11 protein-coding genes are annotated in these 15457 nt (G+C 51.8%); 9 read left to right on the forward strand and 2 right to left on the reverse strand.

Features of this window, described 5'->3' with window-relative positions; translation table 11 throughout:
- The first annotated feature begins 67 nt into the window (after window positions 1-67).
- Both AC1W8Y_RS13885 and AC1W8Y_RS13890 read left to right on the forward strand, forming a co-directional pair.
- A complete protein-coding gene (locus AC1W8Y_RS13885; protein ID WP_482015090.1) occupies window positions 68-1432 on the forward strand; it encodes an LLM class flavin-dependent oxidoreductase in 1365 nt (454 codons plus the stop codon).
- Window positions 1429-2661 carry an MFS transporter gene (locus AC1W8Y_RS13890; protein WP_482015091.1) on the forward strand — a complete coding sequence of 411 codons (1233 nt, stop codon included), beginning with the start codon at window positions 1429-1431 and terminating at the stop codon, window positions 2659-2661. Before AC1W8Y_RS13885 ends, AC1W8Y_RS13890 begins: the two co-directional genes overlap by 4 nt.
- A gap of 12 nt (window positions 2662-2673) precedes the next feature.
- Here the strand turns inward: AC1W8Y_RS13890 and AC1W8Y_RS13895 are convergent, their stop codons facing one another.
- Window positions 2674-3147 carry a DUF6314 family protein gene (locus AC1W8Y_RS13895; protein ID WP_482015092.1) on the reverse strand — a complete coding sequence of 158 codons (474 nt, stop codon included), beginning with the start codon at window positions 3145-3147 and terminating at the stop codon, window positions 2674-2676.
- Window positions 3140-4294, reverse strand: coding sequence for a succinylglutamate desuccinylase/aspartoacylase family protein (locus tag AC1W8Y_RS13900; protein WP_482015093.1), 1155 nt, complete (start codon window positions 4292-4294; stop codon window positions 3140-3142). Before AC1W8Y_RS13900 ends, AC1W8Y_RS13895 begins: the two co-directional genes overlap by 8 nt.
- A 119-nt stretch (window positions 4295-4413) precedes the next feature.
- Between AC1W8Y_RS13900 and AC1W8Y_RS13905 the strand changes: the two genes are divergently transcribed.
- The 7 genes from AC1W8Y_RS13905 to AC1W8Y_RS13935 form a co-directional block, all read left to right on the forward strand.
- Window positions 4414-6204, forward strand: a complete 1791-nt coding sequence (locus AC1W8Y_RS13905) for a peptide ABC transporter substrate-binding protein (RefSeq protein ID WP_482015094.1) — start codon at window positions 4414-4416, stop codon at window positions 6202-6204.
- Window positions 6205-6238: 34 nt separating this feature from the next.
- Window positions 6239-7198 carry an ABC transporter permease gene (locus tag AC1W8Y_RS13910; protein WP_482015095.1) on the forward strand — a complete coding sequence of 320 codons (960 nt, stop codon included), beginning with the start codon at window positions 6239-6241 and terminating at the stop codon, window positions 7196-7198.
- The gene (locus AC1W8Y_RS13915) at window positions 7164-8096 is read left to right on the forward strand and encodes an ABC transporter permease (protein WP_482015096.1); all 933 of its coding nucleotides are present in this window, start codon (window positions 7164-7166) and stop codon (window positions 8094-8096) included. Before AC1W8Y_RS13910 ends, AC1W8Y_RS13915 begins: the two co-directional genes overlap by 35 nt.
- An 11-nt stretch (window positions 8097-8107) precedes the next feature.
- Window positions 8108-9085, forward strand: coding sequence for an ABC transporter ATP-binding protein (locus AC1W8Y_RS13920; protein ID WP_482015097.1), 978 nt, complete (start codon window positions 8108-8110; stop codon window positions 9083-9085).
- A 5-nt stretch (window positions 9086-9090) separates the two neighbouring features.
- Window positions 9091-10065 carry an ABC transporter ATP-binding protein gene (locus AC1W8Y_RS13925; RefSeq protein ID WP_482015098.1) on the forward strand — a complete coding sequence of 325 codons (975 nt, stop codon included), beginning with the start codon at window positions 9091-9093 and terminating at the stop codon, window positions 10063-10065.
- 31 nt (window positions 10066-10096) lie between these two features.
- The gene (locus tag AC1W8Y_RS13930; RefSeq protein WP_482015099.1) at window positions 10097-10861 is read left to right on the forward strand and encodes a ParB/RepB/Spo0J family partition protein; all 765 of its coding nucleotides are present in this window, start codon (window positions 10097-10099) and stop codon (window positions 10859-10861) included.
- Between the two features lie 321 nt (window positions 10862-11182).
- A partial coding sequence (locus AC1W8Y_RS13935) for a beta strand repeat-containing protein (RefSeq protein ID WP_482015100.1) occupies window positions 11183-15457 on the forward strand: 4275 nt, incomplete at its 3' end.

Genomic DNA, 15457 nt, shown 5'->3' on the forward strand with positions numbered 1-15457 from the left:
CCGCTGCCGCAGTTTGGCGCGCGCCTATACTTCAGATTCGTGAAGCGAGATCAATTGAGTAAAAAAAATGTCCAGAGAAATTCATTTCAATGCCTTCGACATGAACTGTGTCGGTCACATACAACAAGGGATGTGGCGCCACCCGCGTGATCAATCGTCTGACTATAGAAACATTCACTACTGGACTGACTACGCCCGCAAGCTCGAAAAAGGATTATTCGACGGCATTTTCTTTGCAGATGTCTTGGGCGTTTATGACGTCTACGGTGCAAGCCCTGATGCTGCCCTGCGTGGGGCAGTGCAAGTGCCGGTTAATGATCCAACGCTCCTGATACCTGCGATGGCAGCCGTCACCGAGCATCTAGGCTTTGGCGTGACGAGCAATCTGGTGTATGAATCCCCGTTTCAATTCGCCCGCCGAATGTCCACGCTAGACCATCTGACGGGCGGGCGAGTCGGTTGGAATATCGTGACGGGTTATTTGGATAGCGCTGCACGAGCGATTGGCTTGACGGGGCAGATGGCGCACGACGATCGCTATGATCTTGCTGAAGAATACATGGCACTTGTCTACAAGCTCTGGGAAGGGAGTTGGGAGGACGATGCTGTCAGCATGAATCGAGACACAGGTATCTATGCAGATGCGTCTAAAGTGCATGTGATTCATCACCACGGGCAACAGTATCAAGTCGATGCGATGCATCTGTCTGAACCGTCACCTCAACGAACCCCAGTGCTGTATCAGGCGGGTTCTTCCACGCGCGGGAGGCTCTTCGCGGCGACTCACGCTGAATGTGTCTTCGTCAATGGCCAGAGCAAAGAGGGCGTGAAATCGATTGTTGACGACATCCGAGCGCAGGCGATTGGCCTGGGTCGGTCAGCGACAGACATCAAAGTATTTCTCGGTGCAACGATCGTGACTGGCAAGACTGAAGCGCAGGCAACAGAGAAGTTTGAAGAGTACAAGCAGTACGTCAGTTCTGAGGCAGCTCTTGTTCACGCGGCCGCGTCGATGGGCATCGATTTTGCGAAATACGACCTTGACGAGCCGATCGCCACAGAAAAAAGCCAGGCCATCATTTCAAATGTTGAGGCAATGACCCGCACGGCTGGCCCGCAATGGACGAAACGTAAGTTGCTAGAACAAATGACCCTGGGCAGTCGTCAGCCGCCCTTGGTCGGATCGGCCGAGCAAGTCGCTGATGCATTGATGGCTTGGACAGCGGTTGGTGTTGACGGTTTCAACTTGTCTCGAACCGTCGTGCCTGAATGTTTCGACGACATCATCGAACACGTGATCCCGATTTTGCAAGAGCGTGGGGTTTACAAGACGGCGTACCGATCTGGCCCGCTGCGTCGTAAGCTGTTTGCAACAGATCGGTTGCCGGTTACCCATCAGGCAGATCAGTTTCGAGTGAGGTCAGTGGGTTGACTGTCAGCACACAAGATCTACCAACCCTGCCAGGCAAGTTCAGTTCGTTACTGATTTTGTTGCTTTGCGAAATCGGTGCCATGGCGGTGTGGTTCTCATCCGCGTCCGTGGTGGCGACCATCAAGCGAACGCAAGAGATATTGCCGCTTGATCAAGCGTTGCTCACGAGTTCTGTGCAATGCGGTTTTGTCCTAGGCACCATCGTCAGTGCGGCGCTTTCGCTTGCAGATCGGTACGACCCACGCCGGTTGTTCATGCTGAGCGCGTGGGTGGCTGCCCTGACCACCGGATCTCTTGCGCTGTTGCCCGCAGTAGGCTGGCCTGTCTTTCTGTTGCGATTTCTGACAGGGATGTGCATGGCCGGTGTTTATCCTGTGGGAATGCGGCTTGCGGTTACATGGGCACAGCGAGACATGGGGTTATTGATCGGGCTATTGGTTGGTGGGTTGACGCTCGGTTCGGCCAGCCCTCATTTGCTGGCCGCGATGGAGGGCCTCGACTGGCGCACTATCTATGCCGTTGCCGCAGGCTTTGCCGCACTCGCAGGGCTGGGGATTTCGTTCTGTGGTTTGGGGCCCAATATGGCACGCAGCAGTCGAATCGATCTAGGCTTCATGATGCAAGCGTGGCGCAATCCCTCGCTTCGTTTAGCTAATCTGGGTTACCTTGGCCACATGTGGGAGCTCTATGCCATGTGGGCGTGGTTAGCTGTTTTTTTGTCTGCCAGTTTTGCCGCAGCGGGTATGCTTGATCCCAATCACGTGGCCAGTTTGGTGACTTTCGCTGCCGTTGCGGCAGGTTCGCTGGGTGCCATTGCCGGTGGTTGGTTTGCCGACAGAATGGGTCGAACGACGTTGACTATCCTTGCCATGAGTACGAGTGCAGGTTGTGCGCTTTTGATTGCCTGCCTGTTTGGTTCAAGCCCCTGGCTCGTCATCATGGTGTCGCTGGTTTGGGGGGTGTCGGTGGTTGCAGATTCAGCCCAGTTCTCTGCCAGTATTGCTGAGTTGAGTGAACCCTCGATCACGGGGACCATGCTCACCGTGCAGACATGCGCCGGGTTCTTGCTGACGTTGGTCAGTATTCATTTAGTGCCAGAGCTGGTAGCGTGGTACGGTTGGCGCTTGGGCTTTGCTACCCTGGCCATCGGGCCTGCACTCGGTTGTGTTGCCATGTACCGCTTGCGTCAACGACCAGACGCGATCCGTTTAGCCAACGGTCTGCGGTGAATGCAGGTCGGCTTAGCCTGTTTGCCTGAGATATTCAGTTTTGCTTACATAGTTTTTGCGCGGCCCTGTCACTCGATGTTCTATCCGAAACAGGTTGACTGCTAGATCAAACGTATAGTTGGTGCGATAGGTATCTTGCCCGCACGGGTGGTGACCCCGACCACTCAACTGACCAGCGTGCTCGCACAGTGATACCTCATGAAACAAACGTCTTAAGGTTTCAACAAAGTACACCTTGAAGCCAAGATCCGTGAACTGGTAAAGATAAGACTGTCTGGCCACGAGAGACTGACCCGTGTCTAATAAAACAGACCCTTGTTCTTCATAGAGCATCAGATCGGCTTGTTGTAGGGTGAACGTCGCATGCCCCTGCACGCTAGCAGCGGCAGACCCTGAAATCACCCTTGAAAATTGCCAGGCACCGCGTAGCCCCCCAAGCGCTTGCTCACGGGAAGTCACGGTGACTGGCATCGCCCCATTAGTCATCGAGGCCCGTCATGCCAATCCGGTGAGGCAAGGGGTCAGACCCAGCAATGCGCCACAAGACTTGACCTGGCCATGATAAGTAACCATCAAGGCGGCGCGAAAACAGAACGCCATCCGTCTGACTGCAATAGGTTGTGCGAGCCTTTGGCCCGTTGGGATTTGACGGGTCGATCACATCGCATACCGGGTCACCTCGTTTGACCTTAGCCCCGGGCTTGAGGTGATACACCAGAAAACCAGTCCCTTTGCTGTAACCAACATCGACGCCACTCATCGGCGTGCCACGCGACTTTGCTTTTGGCAGCGGTGGCGCTTTGCCGGCAAGGATGCCTTGGCGCGTCAACCAGCAATACAAATGCTCGGCATCTGTTTTGCCCAAGTCATGGCTCACGTCGTGCTGGCTACGCATCTCGACGGTCACCGACATGCATGCCTGAGGGATATTCGCCTCGGGAAACTTCTCTGCCAGTCGAGCCCACAATGCACCGTTGACCCCGGAAAAGGTTTGTACGCGGGGGTAGGGCTCGTTGTACACACTGGCGACTGCGCCCAAGTCGGCGGTCAGGGATTGGATGGGTTCATGCGCCCAATCCCGTGCACCAGAGAAAATGTGCATCGCCGCATGAATGTCGCAGTGCAAGTCCAGCACAAAGTCAGCGTCGGTCGATAACTTTTGAACTTCAACCCGCAAGGTCTGAAGCTCGGTGGTCGGCTTCATGCTGTTCAGTATATCGTTGGCTGCGCGACGGATCAGTTCAACGTTTCGCAGGCCGTCTTGGCCCAGTTTCTTACCGACTTTATCGGCAACGGCGGTCGACAGCTCGAGCCAGTTGCGATTGAAATTGTCGTAGCTCAGCAGGTGATAACGACCTGCGTGGCCATTGCCAACGAGTTGTGCTTGGCCGATTGGGTTCACTGTCGGGACAACAATGATCTCGCCCTTAATCAACCCTTTGCTGTCGGCCTCGGCGAGCATGGGCATCAGGTAATGCAGAGCCATGGTGCCCGGCATTTCATTGGCGTGGATTGCCGCCTGCATGTAAATCTTAGGGCGTGCGCCTTTTTTGCCGTAGCGGAAAACGGCGATTTCACGCTCGGTACCCGGGGTCATCATGGGTAGCTTGATGGATTGCTTCTTGATCGACATATCAAAATCGCCTTTTTGTAAATAGAGTATTGTGCTTAGTCATTATCGTAAATATAGTTGCCGTCAAACAAACTTTATATTACCTTTGCGCTTTGCCAGTTTAATTCTTGGAGCAACAAATGAATGAATCCAACATTCGCCAGCTGATCAGCGGTGTAAAAGACAACAAAATGTCACGTAAAGAGTTTTTGCGGCTGATGGTAGGGGTTGGGCTGACAGTGCCGATGGCCTCTCAGTTGCTCACTCACGCTGGCATTGCCAACGCTGCTGATAAGCCTGGCTATGCGCCCACTAAGCGCGGCGGCGGCGGCGCCTTGAAGTTGCTCTGGTGGCAAGGGGCGACCCTGTTAAACCCGCACTTTGCGGTGGGTACCAAAGACATGGAAGGCTCAAGAATTTTCTACGAACCGCTGGCTGCCTACGATGCTGACGGTGGTTTGGTACCAATTTTGGCTGCTGAGATCCCGAGCGTTGCCAACGGTGGTGTTGCTGCTGACGGTCTGTCGGTCACCTGGAAGTTGAAAAAAGGCGTGAAATGGCACGACGGCAAACCTTTTAGCGCCGACGATGTTGTCTTTACCGCTGCCTATGCCGCCAATCCAGCCACCAGTTCTGTGTCGATCGGTAGCTACAAAGATCGCAAATTCATCAAGGTTGACGACTATACCGTTCGGGTTGAATTCGCTGCACCAACGCCTTTCTGGGCTGATCCGTATTGCGGTATTTATGGTTGCATTATCCCTAAGCATTTGTTTGAGCCATTCGCGGGCGAAAAGTCACGTGAAGCACCTGTCAATCTGGCACCTGTTGGTACTGGCCCATACAAATTTGTTGAGTTCAAACCAGGCGACATGGTGAAAGGGGTGATCAACCCCGACTACCACGAAGCCAATCGCCCACATTTTGACAGCATCGAAATGAAGGGTGGTGGTGATGCGCCGTCGGCCGCTCGTGCAGTGTTGCAAACGGGTGAATACGATTACGCCTGGAATTTGCAGGTAGAAGATGAAGTACTCAAGCGCTTTGAGCAAGGCGGTAAAGGTTCGCTTCACTTGAGCTGGGGCGGTAACCTTGAGTTCATCCAGCTTAACCAGACCGATCCATGGAAGGAAGTCGATGGTGAAAAGTCAAGCTTGAAGGCACCTCACCCCATTCTGACAGATGCGAAGGTTCGCGACGCTCTCGCTTTGCTTGTTGACAAAGAGAGCATGCAGAAATTCATTTACGGCCGTACAGCCAAGGCAACGGCAAACTATGAAAATGGCCCCGCTCAGTTTGCCTCAAAAAATACCAAGTCTGAATTTGATATCGAGAAAGCTAAAAAGCTGCTTGATGAAGCCGGCTGGAAGCCAGGCGCTGACGGCATCCGCATGAAAGACGGTAAGCCACTCAAGTTGCAGTTTCAGACCTCGATTAACGGCCCTCGCCAAAAGTGTCAGCAGATCATCAAACAAGCGTGCCAGAAGGCTGGTGTAGATATTGATCTCAAACAAGTCACTGCTTCGGTGTTTTTCTCGAGCGATCCTGGTAACGATGACATCTACATCAAGTTTTACTCTGATATGCAGATGTACACGACGACGCAGCAGCAACCTGATCCAGAAAGGTTTATGGATCAGTATGTTTCGACGAACGCAGGTGCCAAGGCCAACAAGTGGCAAGGGCGAAATACTGTTCGTTACGTTAATCCTGAGTACGATCGCCTCTACGCACTAGCCCAGCATGAGTTAGACCCTGTCAAACGCGCAGCTTTGTATATTCAAATGAATGACATGGTGTGTAACTCACACTGCATTATCCCCATTTTGCATCGTCCGATGGTGTCAGGTATTGCCTCTAACTTGCGTGTCACGCCGACAGGTTGGGATAACGACCTCGCTATTCTGAAGGATTGGTATCGCGTGGCATAATCGCTGCTTAAATTTTTTTTAGAGCAGCAAAGCTATGTCTCGGTATCTCTTACGCCGTATTTTGATTGCGATCCCGAGCTTGCTTGGGATCAGTTTGGTGTTGTTTACCATCCTGGCGCTCGCGCCAGGGGATCCTTTCAGTGAAATGACGAGCAATCCCAACATCCCCCGCGAGGTCGCAGAAGCTTTGCGTGAAAAGTTCGGGTTGAACGATCCCATTATGGTGCGCTACTGGCATTGGTTGCTTGCTATGTTGCAAGGCGATTGGGGCTTCTCGTTCATCAGCCGCATGGATGTGGATGTGCTGATTCGCCAGCGGGTCGGGACGTCGCTCTTGGTGATCGGGTCGTCACAATTACTGGCATTGGCGATCGCTATCCCGGTGGGCGTCATTGCGGCATCCCGGCCGTATTCGCTGTTTGATCAGCTGGCCAATACCTTAGCCTTCATCGGGTTTTCTTTGCCGACGTTTTTTACGGGCATCTTGTTTATTTTGTTTTTTAGCGTTTACCTGAACTGGTTGCCTTTCGTTTATCAAGCAAATTTGACCTCTACCGGTTGGCAATTGGTGTGGGATCAAACGAAGCAAATGATCATGCCGGTTGCTGTGCTCGGGCTGTTCCAAGCCGGATCCTGGACACGCTATGTCAGATCAGCTGTGCTGGATGTCATCCGGCTTGATTATGTGACGACGGCGAAGTCAAAGGGCTTACCTAAAAAAATTATCATGACCAAGCACGTGCTTCGTAATGCACTCATTCCGGTGGTGACGTTGGTGGCATTGCAAATGCCTGCGATTTTCGGTGGGGCAATTGTCACTGAGCAAATCTTCAGAATACCCGGCATCGGTTCATTACTCATTAGTTCAATGCTAGCCAACGATACGCCTGTCATTATGGCCGTCACTTTCGTTTTTTCGGCGCTTGTCATTGTTTGTAACCTTTTGGCAGATTTGATCTATGGCTGGCTCGATCCCCGCATCTCCTTTAGCTGAACGCAATAAAGTCTCTGCCGCATCAACGACGCCTGGTCAAGAGGCTTGGCGGCGTTTCAGAAAGCATAAGCTCGCACTCTTGTGCCTCGGCCTGCTATCGATCATTGTTGGCGCGGTGGTGTTAGGCCCATGGTTGTGGCGGGTACCGATTAACGAAATCGATTTCAGCGCAACGCTTTCACCGCCTTCATGGGCTCACCCCTTGGGTACGGACGATCTCGGACAAGATTTGCTCGCACGTATCTTATATGGTGGGCGCATCTCGCTGGCCGTTGGTCTGGTTGCCATGTTGATTGCCATGACGGTTGGTGTGGTCATCGGCGCCTTGGCGGGGATGTCGAGAGGGTTTCTCGATACCAGCTTGATGTGGTTAACCGATTTGTTTCTATCCTTGCCTCAGTTGCCTTTGTTGCTGCTGATCTTCTATCTATTCAACGATAGTTTAAAAAAGCTCGTTGGCATCGAAATGGGTATCTTTATTCTGGTAGTCATCGTGATCGGCGGTTTACGCTGGATGCCGGTGGCTCGACTGGTTCGTGCACAATTTCTGACACTCAGGGAAAAAGAGTTTGTCGAAGCCGCTCGTGCGCTGGGGGCAAGTCGTTGGCGTCAAGTGGTTAAGCATATTTTGCCCAATGCCATCGGGCCCGTGATCGTCGCCGCGACCATTGATGTCGCTGCCGCGATCATTGCTGAGTCGACACTCTCGTTTCTGGGCCTGGGCTTTCCCCCAGATGTGCCAACCTGGGGACGTATTCTGTTTGACGCGAAAGATCAGATGGATGTCGCCCCTCACTGGGCGCTTGCGCCTGGCGTTCTCATCTTTTTGACAGTTTTGACGATTAACTACATCGGTGACGGATTACGTGATGCTTACGATCCTCGGCGTGTTCTTTGAGCAGGCCAGACATGACTGATCCTTTATTAGACATTCGCGACCTCAGGGTCTATTTCGATACCGACGAAGGGGTTGTCCAATCGGTTGACGGCGTGAGCTTTCATATCAACCGGGGCGAAACACTGGGCGTTGTCGGTGAGTCAGGTTGCGGTAAGAGCGTGACTGCCATGAGCATCATGAAGTTGCTCGCCATGCCACCGGGGCGAATCGCCAGTGGCTCGATCACCTTTGAGGGTCGCGACCTGGTGCACGCGGACGAAGCACAAATGTGCAAGATTCGCAGCCGTGAAATCGGCATGGTGTTTCAAGAGCCGATGACCTCCTTGAATCCGGTGTTGCCGATTGGCGATCAAGTCTCGGAGGCGTGCCGTTTGCATGAAGGCTTGACCAAAAAGCAGGCGCTGCAGCGTGCGGTCGAGATGTTGAGTCTGGTGAATATCCCGCGGCCTGAAACCCGTGTCCATGATTATCCTCATCAGTTTTCTGGTGGCATGCGTCAACGCGTGATGATCGCGATGGCGCTGTCTTGCAACCCTAAATTGTTGATTGCCGACGAGCCAACGACTGCGTTGGATGTGACGATTCAGGCGCAAATTCTCGATTTGCTCGATAGCCTGAAAAGCAAATTCAACATGGCCATCATGTTGATCACCCATGCCATGGGCGTGGTGGCCGAGTCGACCCAGCGTGTTGTGGTCATGTATGCGGGACGAGTGGTTGAAGAGGCGAGGGTAGAAGATTTGTTTGCAAACCCCCAGCATCCTTATACCCAAGGACTGATCAGATCTATTCCTAGAATCGACCTAGATGCGTCTGAAAAAACACGGCTGCCTACGATTACGGGTTCGGTACCGAAACTCATTGGCTTAGGCGCTGGGTGCCGGTTCGCCCCGCGTTGTCCTCACGCGATGCCCGTGTGCAACCAAGCCGATCCAATACCTCGCGAAATCGCCTCGGGCCATCGCGTGGCCTGCCACCTCATTACATGATCGTTATGACACAGCCCGCACCGCTTCTTGAAGTAAAAAATTTGGTGAAAGAGTTTCCGGCTAAGCGGGATTTTTTTGGTCGAGTCACTGAAACCCTGCACGCCGTCGATGGCCTGAGTTTTAACATCGCAGCGGGTGAAACACTCGGGATGGTCGGTGAATCGGGTTGTGGTAAATCAACGACGGGTCGCTGTGTGTTGCGCCTGGTTGAACCGACGGCTGGCGAGGTTCGTTTCAACGGACAAGATGTCACCCGCATGGATGCCGGTGCCTTGCAGGCCGCCAGACGCGATATGCAGATTATTTTTCAGGATCCCTTTGCGTCGTTGAATCCTCGCATGTCGGTGCGAGAGATCATCGGTGAGCCTTTGGTGATTCATGGGCTGACTAAAACGGCGAAAGCATATGACGATCGCATTGTGCACTTGCTTGAAACGGTTGGTCTGAACGCCAGTCATTTGCGTCGTTTTCCGCACGAGTTCTCGGGGGGGCAACGTCAACGCGTTGGCATTGCGCGGGCGCTGGCGGTGTCGCCCAAACTTATTGTGTGTGATGAGCCCGTCTCAGCGCTGGATGTATCTATTCAGGCGCAGGTCATTAATTTGTTATCTGATTTACAGCGTGACTTGGGCTTGACTTACTTGTTCATCGCCCACGATCTGTCTGTGGTCGAGCACATCAGTGATCGTGTCGCGGTCATGTATCTCGGCCGCATTGTAGAGATCGCCTCATCGCGTGAGCTCTATGTCAATCCCAAGCACCCCTATACTGAGGCGCTGCTCTCGGCTGTCCCCATTCCTGAGCCCCGCGTCAAGCGTAAGCGGATTGTGTTGAAGGGCGATATCCCGAATCCCGTCAATCGCCCCAGCGGCTGTCATTTTCATACGCGCTGCCCGCGCGCCGAGGCGCGTTGTAAACAAGAAAGTCCTGAGCTACGCGATTTGGGTGATGGTCATTGGGCGGCGTGTCATTTAAACTGAAGCGTCAATACCTCAACAAGACCCTAGGCGCATGAATAACCAGATCAATATTATCTCTCTCGCTGATATTTACGAAACGGCGGGCATGAAGCGTCATTTGTCTGCTGCCGATTACGAACAGCTGAAATCGAACTTGGCGAACAACCCGCTAGTCAATCCGATTGTCGTGAAACCGAGGGTAGGCGGGGGCTATCAAATCATCTCTGGACACAATCGTGTGCAAGCTTATCGTGAATTAAATCGCACACAGATTGAAGCCATCGTCCGAGAGTTTGGTGAAACAGAATTGGTCGAAGCTGCGTTCTACAGCAACTTGATTAGTTCACCGTTGTCTGATTACGAGAAGTATCTTGGCTTTAAAAAAATTCAAGGCTTAACGGGCGAAACCCAGGCCCAGCTTAGCTTTCGGGCAGGTGTGTCTGAAGCGCAGATGTCTCAAATTTTTTCGTTTGGTCATTTATCAGAACAAGCGCACGAGCTGCTGCAAATGAATCCAAGCTTGCTTGGATACAATACGGTTGCCAAAATGAAAAGCTTTTCTCCTGAAAAAGTGACGGACGCTATCAGAAAATTGGCAAATGGTCAAATTCGCACGGAAAAAGACGCATTAACATCACTGTCTGCCAAAATCGAGAAATCACAACCAAGCGTGACTGAATTTAGAAGCGGCAAGAGACTTTTCGCAAAAGTAACTCAACGTGAAAATCTTATTGCGATTGATTTTAAAAATCAAGATAAACTTAGTGATTTTCAAGTTGAGCTTGCTGAGCTATTAAAAAAATACGCTGATTCATAATATAAAGTCCTTTAAAATCAATGACTTATAGAAAATTAAAGGTCGTATAAAGGTCACACCTCATTTTTACAATATTTTCTTGAGTCGTTGAGTTTTGTGATTTTTTTGTCTTAAGTTTTTGTTTTTAACTGCTTCAAAAAAAATAAAATAGAAGATTGAGTCAAAATAACAACATTCAAAAACTTCTGTATTAATAATTGTAAAAAAATGTGAACTATCCGCCATTTGGTGGATTTTTTTATTTCTCGCGAGATTTAAAGTTGAGCCTTCTTTCTCTCAATTTAAATTTTCGTGCGGCAAAACAGCAAAACCTCCTCTCTGTTGAAGAAGTGGTTTCAGCCCTCCTTGGTGGCGGGTAGGGTTGCGTGCTGTGTTCAGGTTAAATCAACTATTCTCAAGGTGGCTTGCTCAACTTATTTGGGTATTGCAGCTGCTGTGGTGCAGGCTGCGCCGCCAGCACCGAATGCGACACCGACGGGCGGGGTGGTATCGGCCGGTCAAGCGACGATTTCAACCGCAGGAAACACTGTCAATATCAATCAAAGTTCGCAAAAAGCCGTCATTAATTGGAATTCATTCGACGTGGGTAAGAACGCCCAGGTCAATTTCAACCAACCCAATGCCAATTCATCGACGCTCAATCGGGTGAATAGTGCTTCAAAATCAATGATTGATGGTGCGGTCAATTCAAACGGACAAGTCGTCTTTGTTAATCCTAACGGCGTTGTGTTTGGCAAAGGCGCTGAGGTTAATACGGGTGGTATCGTGGCGACCACGATGGATATCAAAGACGCTGATTATTTGGCCGGTAAAAATACTTACGCAGGTAACGGCTCAGGATCAATTGTTAACAAAGGTAAACTGACTGTTAACAATGCAAACGGCTACATCGCATTGATGGCCCCTGAAGTGAAAAACGAGGGTGTTTTGCAAGCAACCTTGTCTGGCAATAACGCTATTGCATTGGTTTCAGGTCAAAAAGTCACATTGAACCTTGATAACGGCTCTTTGGTCGGTTTCAGCGTTGATGCTGCTGCGATTAAATCGCTGATTGAAAACAAACGTGTGATCAAGGTGAGTGGCGGTCAGATATTAATTGCTGCCAATTCAGTGTCTGACTTGCGTGCATCGGTCATCAACAACACGGGCAAGATTTCTGCTACCGGTTTGCAGATCTCTGGCGGAAAAATCTCTCTCGTCGCGGGCACAGTCAATCAGGCGGGGGTTGTCGCGGCAAACTCGAAAACAGCGAATGGCGGTCAAGTAACCATTACTGGCGACAATGTGACCTTGGCGGCGGGTTCAAAGACAACTGCCAAAGGCGCGCTCAATGGCGGCACAGTCAATGTTGGTACGACGGATGTCAGTTTCACGCAGAATGCTGATGGTACGCGTAGCAATGTTGTCGCACAGAATCTCGCCAAAACCACCACAATTCAAGTGGGCGCCACGGTTGACGTTTCATCGACGAGCATTGGCAATGGCGGTCAAATTAATGTTTGGTCTAGCCAGCAAACGACCGTTGCTGGCACGTTTAATGCCAGAGGCGGTGCTTTAGGTGGTAATGGCGGTGCAATTGAGACCAGCTCGCAGGGGTCGTTGAAAATTTCGGCAAGCACCATTGTCAATACTTCTGCGCCGTTGGGGCAAAAGGGTAATTGGATGCTGGATCCCGATGGTTTGGTGATTGATGCATCGACTGCAACGGCGCTTTCAGCAGCACTTGCGAATGCCAACGTCACCGTCGCTGTTCAAGGTGATTTGACCGTCGCAGCTGGCGCAAACATCACGGCTCAGACGGCAAATTCTGCGAATACGACGGGTTCAAACAGCTCAACTGTCTCGGCGAACACGACCTTAACCTTGCAAGCAACGGGTGCCTTAACCAACAATGGTTCGGTCAATTTGGGTCAGAACAGCACGCTCGTATTGACCGCTTCGTCGGTTAATTTGGCTGCCAACAGTGTGACAAGCGCTAATCAAGTGTCGGCGACTGCGGACAGCATTAGTGCAACGGGCTCGGTTTCAAGCACTGGTGGTAGCACGGGTGGTATCAATCTGTTAGGCAACAACGTGGTGATTGCGGGTAACTTGTCTGCGAACGGAACTTCCTCTGGCTCAGTCGGCGGTGGCAGCACAGGTACCACGTCAAGTACGACGTCAAACACTTCGACGGGTACTTCAACCGGTGGATCATCAGGGTCAACAAGCTCAGGTTCGAGTTCAGGTTCAGGATCAAGCTCTGGCTCTGGTAACTCGGGGTCTAACAACCCCGGGCAAAGCAATTCAGGTTCATCCTCGGGTTCAACGAATGCAGGGTCAACCGGTTCACAAACAAACGGATCTGGCACTTCTTCAAGCACATCATCTTCACAATCGAATACAGTTTCCGGTAAATCGAGCAGTGGTAATGGCACTTCTGCAGCAACGCCAATGTCCGCACAGCAGCTTTTATCAGCAATCACGAGTGCTCAAGCAGCGTCGGCCGCGACTGCGGTGATTGCTAATGCGGCTGCGTCAAGTGCCGCAGCACACACAGCCGTGGTGAATATTTCGGCATCCAACATGGCCAGCAGCCTGACCGCAGCCATCAATGCAGCGAATGCAGCGGCTGTTTCCGGGACGACAACCTACATCAATGTCGCCTCTGGGACGGTCGCCGGTACGTCACAAGCAGCGATGAATATCGTGATTGCACCGACCACGGCGACTGGTGGGACGCTTTCATCTGTTGCTCAGGCAAGCGGTGGTTCTGTCAATATTCAAGCTAACCACAGTGTTATTTCAACGTCGACGTCCACGATTTCCGCCAATGATGCTGCGGCAACTGCTGCAACACTGTCATCAACCAGTGTGATATCGAACACAAATGGTTCATCTGCCTCGGTGTCTAACCAGTCCGTCAATCAAAGTGCGGCGCTAACCAGTGGGCAATCGGCGACTGCTGTGGTCGATGCTGGTGCAATTAACTTGACGGTTTATAGTGGAACCGCCTCACTCGCCGGGGCAATTTCTGCTAACAGTTTGGTCGGACAAGGCGGGGTGATCGCGCTTGCTGCCAACGATATGACTTTCAATAATGCGCTGGTACAAGCTAACGGCACGACCGGCGGGGCGGTTTATGCAACGGCGACTTCAGGTAATTTAAACTTGACTAGTACCTCGGTCGCTGCCAACGGCACGGGGTCAACCGGCGGTACCATTCAAATTGCGGGGCAAAATCAGACGCAACTGATCGCCTCTGTCGTGAGTGCCAATGGGGTGACCGCTGGGGGTGGAGTGCAAATTGGTATCAATAACACCAGCGGTAGCGGTTCAACCTTGGCACCACCAGCCTTGGTTGCTTTGACAAATGGCAGCAATCTTTCAGACAATACCACCCTTGATCGTCAGTCTTCTGTGACTGCAAATGCCTTACCAGGCAACAGTATCAGCACCAACGCTAGCGCAACTTCAAGCGCAACTCTCACCAATTCGATCAGTACCAAAGCCGGTGAAATCTATATTGCCGGTAATTCTGCCTTGGTCACTGCTGCTCAAATCCAAGCCAACGCTGATAATGGTGGTTTGATTATTCTCAGTTCACCCGCTGGTATTTATCAAAATACGGGTTACATTCAAACGAATGGTGGGGCAGGTCTTGGTGGCACGATTGCTCAATCCGGTCTCATTAGTACGACGCTGACGAGTGCAACGCTCGAAGCCAACGGCACGACAGGCGGCGGTAACATTATCACCGGCCGAGATTTTCAAGCGAATCCCCTCGCTGGTAGTGCAACACGAGATGCCACGCTACCAATGCTCTCTCATATTCTTTCTCTTCCGACATCACAAACCACGGACATCGATCAAGCGACGAGCTTGAGTTCAAATGCAACCCAAAACGGTAAGGGCGGTAATGTCTTAAGTTACGGTCTCGCATTGACCGCGAATGGCACGTTCAGTTCACAAGCCTTGGGGTCGTCGGGCAGTAACGGGTTGGTCGAAACCTCGGGTGAAGTGCTCTCGATTGGCGCCGCCGTACAAGCAGGTCAGTGGTTGCTCGATCCCTATAACGTTGAGATCAATGCGACCAGCACAGCCAATACGGCAGGCGATTCAGTTATCTTGGCCAGTGCGATCAACACCGCATTATCTGCTGGTACAAGTGTCACGATCAGTACTGGCTCAGGTGCAAGCTCTACCGCAAGTGCAACTGGGGTCGCTATTGCAACGGCCGGCACCACGCAGGCGGATGGCAATATCCTCGTGAATTCCGCGATTACCAGTACTTACTCAGGTGGGACGCTACCCACCTTGACCCTGACTGCTAACAATGGAATCACGGTTGGCGCCAATATTAAGACCACCGGTAGTGGTCTCAATATCACCATGATCGCTACTGGTCTCACCACGGTGACAGCCAACAACTTGAATAGCTACGGTATTTTGATCGGGACGGGTACCGGATCTGGCACGCCTGCTATTACCTTGGCAGCTGGCACAGGCAGTATTAATCTGACTGGCACAAGTTATAACTCCACAACCAGTAGCCCAGTCTCTGGTAATGGGGTGGGTATCTACATTTCACCGGGCTGGAATGGTGTCAACACATTG

This window comes from Jezberella sp. (assembly GCF_964834465.1).

Excerpts from the sequence above, each read along its gene's own strand:
- AC1W8Y_RS13895 (WP_482015092.1), bottom strand. The coding sequence starts at position 3,147 with ATGACTAATGGGGCGATGCCAGTCACCGTGACTTCCCGTGAGCAAGCG.
- AC1W8Y_RS13900 (WP_482015093.1), bottom strand. The coding sequence starts at position 4,294 with ATGTCGATCAAGAAGCAATCCATCAAGCTACCCATGATGACCCCGGGT.
- AC1W8Y_RS13920 (WP_482015097.1), top strand. The coding sequence starts at position 8,108 with ATGACTGATCCTTTATTAGACATTCGCGACCTCAGGGTCTATTTCGAT.
- AC1W8Y_RS13925 (WP_482015098.1), top strand. The coding sequence starts at position 9,091 with ATGACACAGCCCGCACCGCTTCTTGAAGTAAAAAATTTGGTGAAAGAG.
- AC1W8Y_RS13915 (WP_482015096.1), top strand. The coding sequence starts at position 7,164 with ATGGCTGGCTCGATCCCCGCATCTCCTTTAGCTGAACGCAATAAAGTC.
- AC1W8Y_RS13885 (WP_482015090.1), top strand. The coding sequence starts at position 68 with ATGTCCAGAGAAATTCATTTCAATGCCTTCGACATGAACTGTGTCGGT.
- AC1W8Y_RS13910 (WP_482015095.1), top strand. The coding sequence starts at position 6,239 with ATGTCTCGGTATCTCTTACGCCGTATTTTGATTGCGATCCCGAGCTTG.
- AC1W8Y_RS13905 (WP_482015094.1), top strand. The coding sequence starts at position 4,414 with ATGAATGAATCCAACATTCGCCAGCTGATCAGCGGTGTAAAAGACAAC.
- AC1W8Y_RS13930 (WP_482015099.1), top strand. The coding sequence starts at position 10,097 with ATGAATAACCAGATCAATATTATCTCTCTCGCTGATATTTACGAAACG.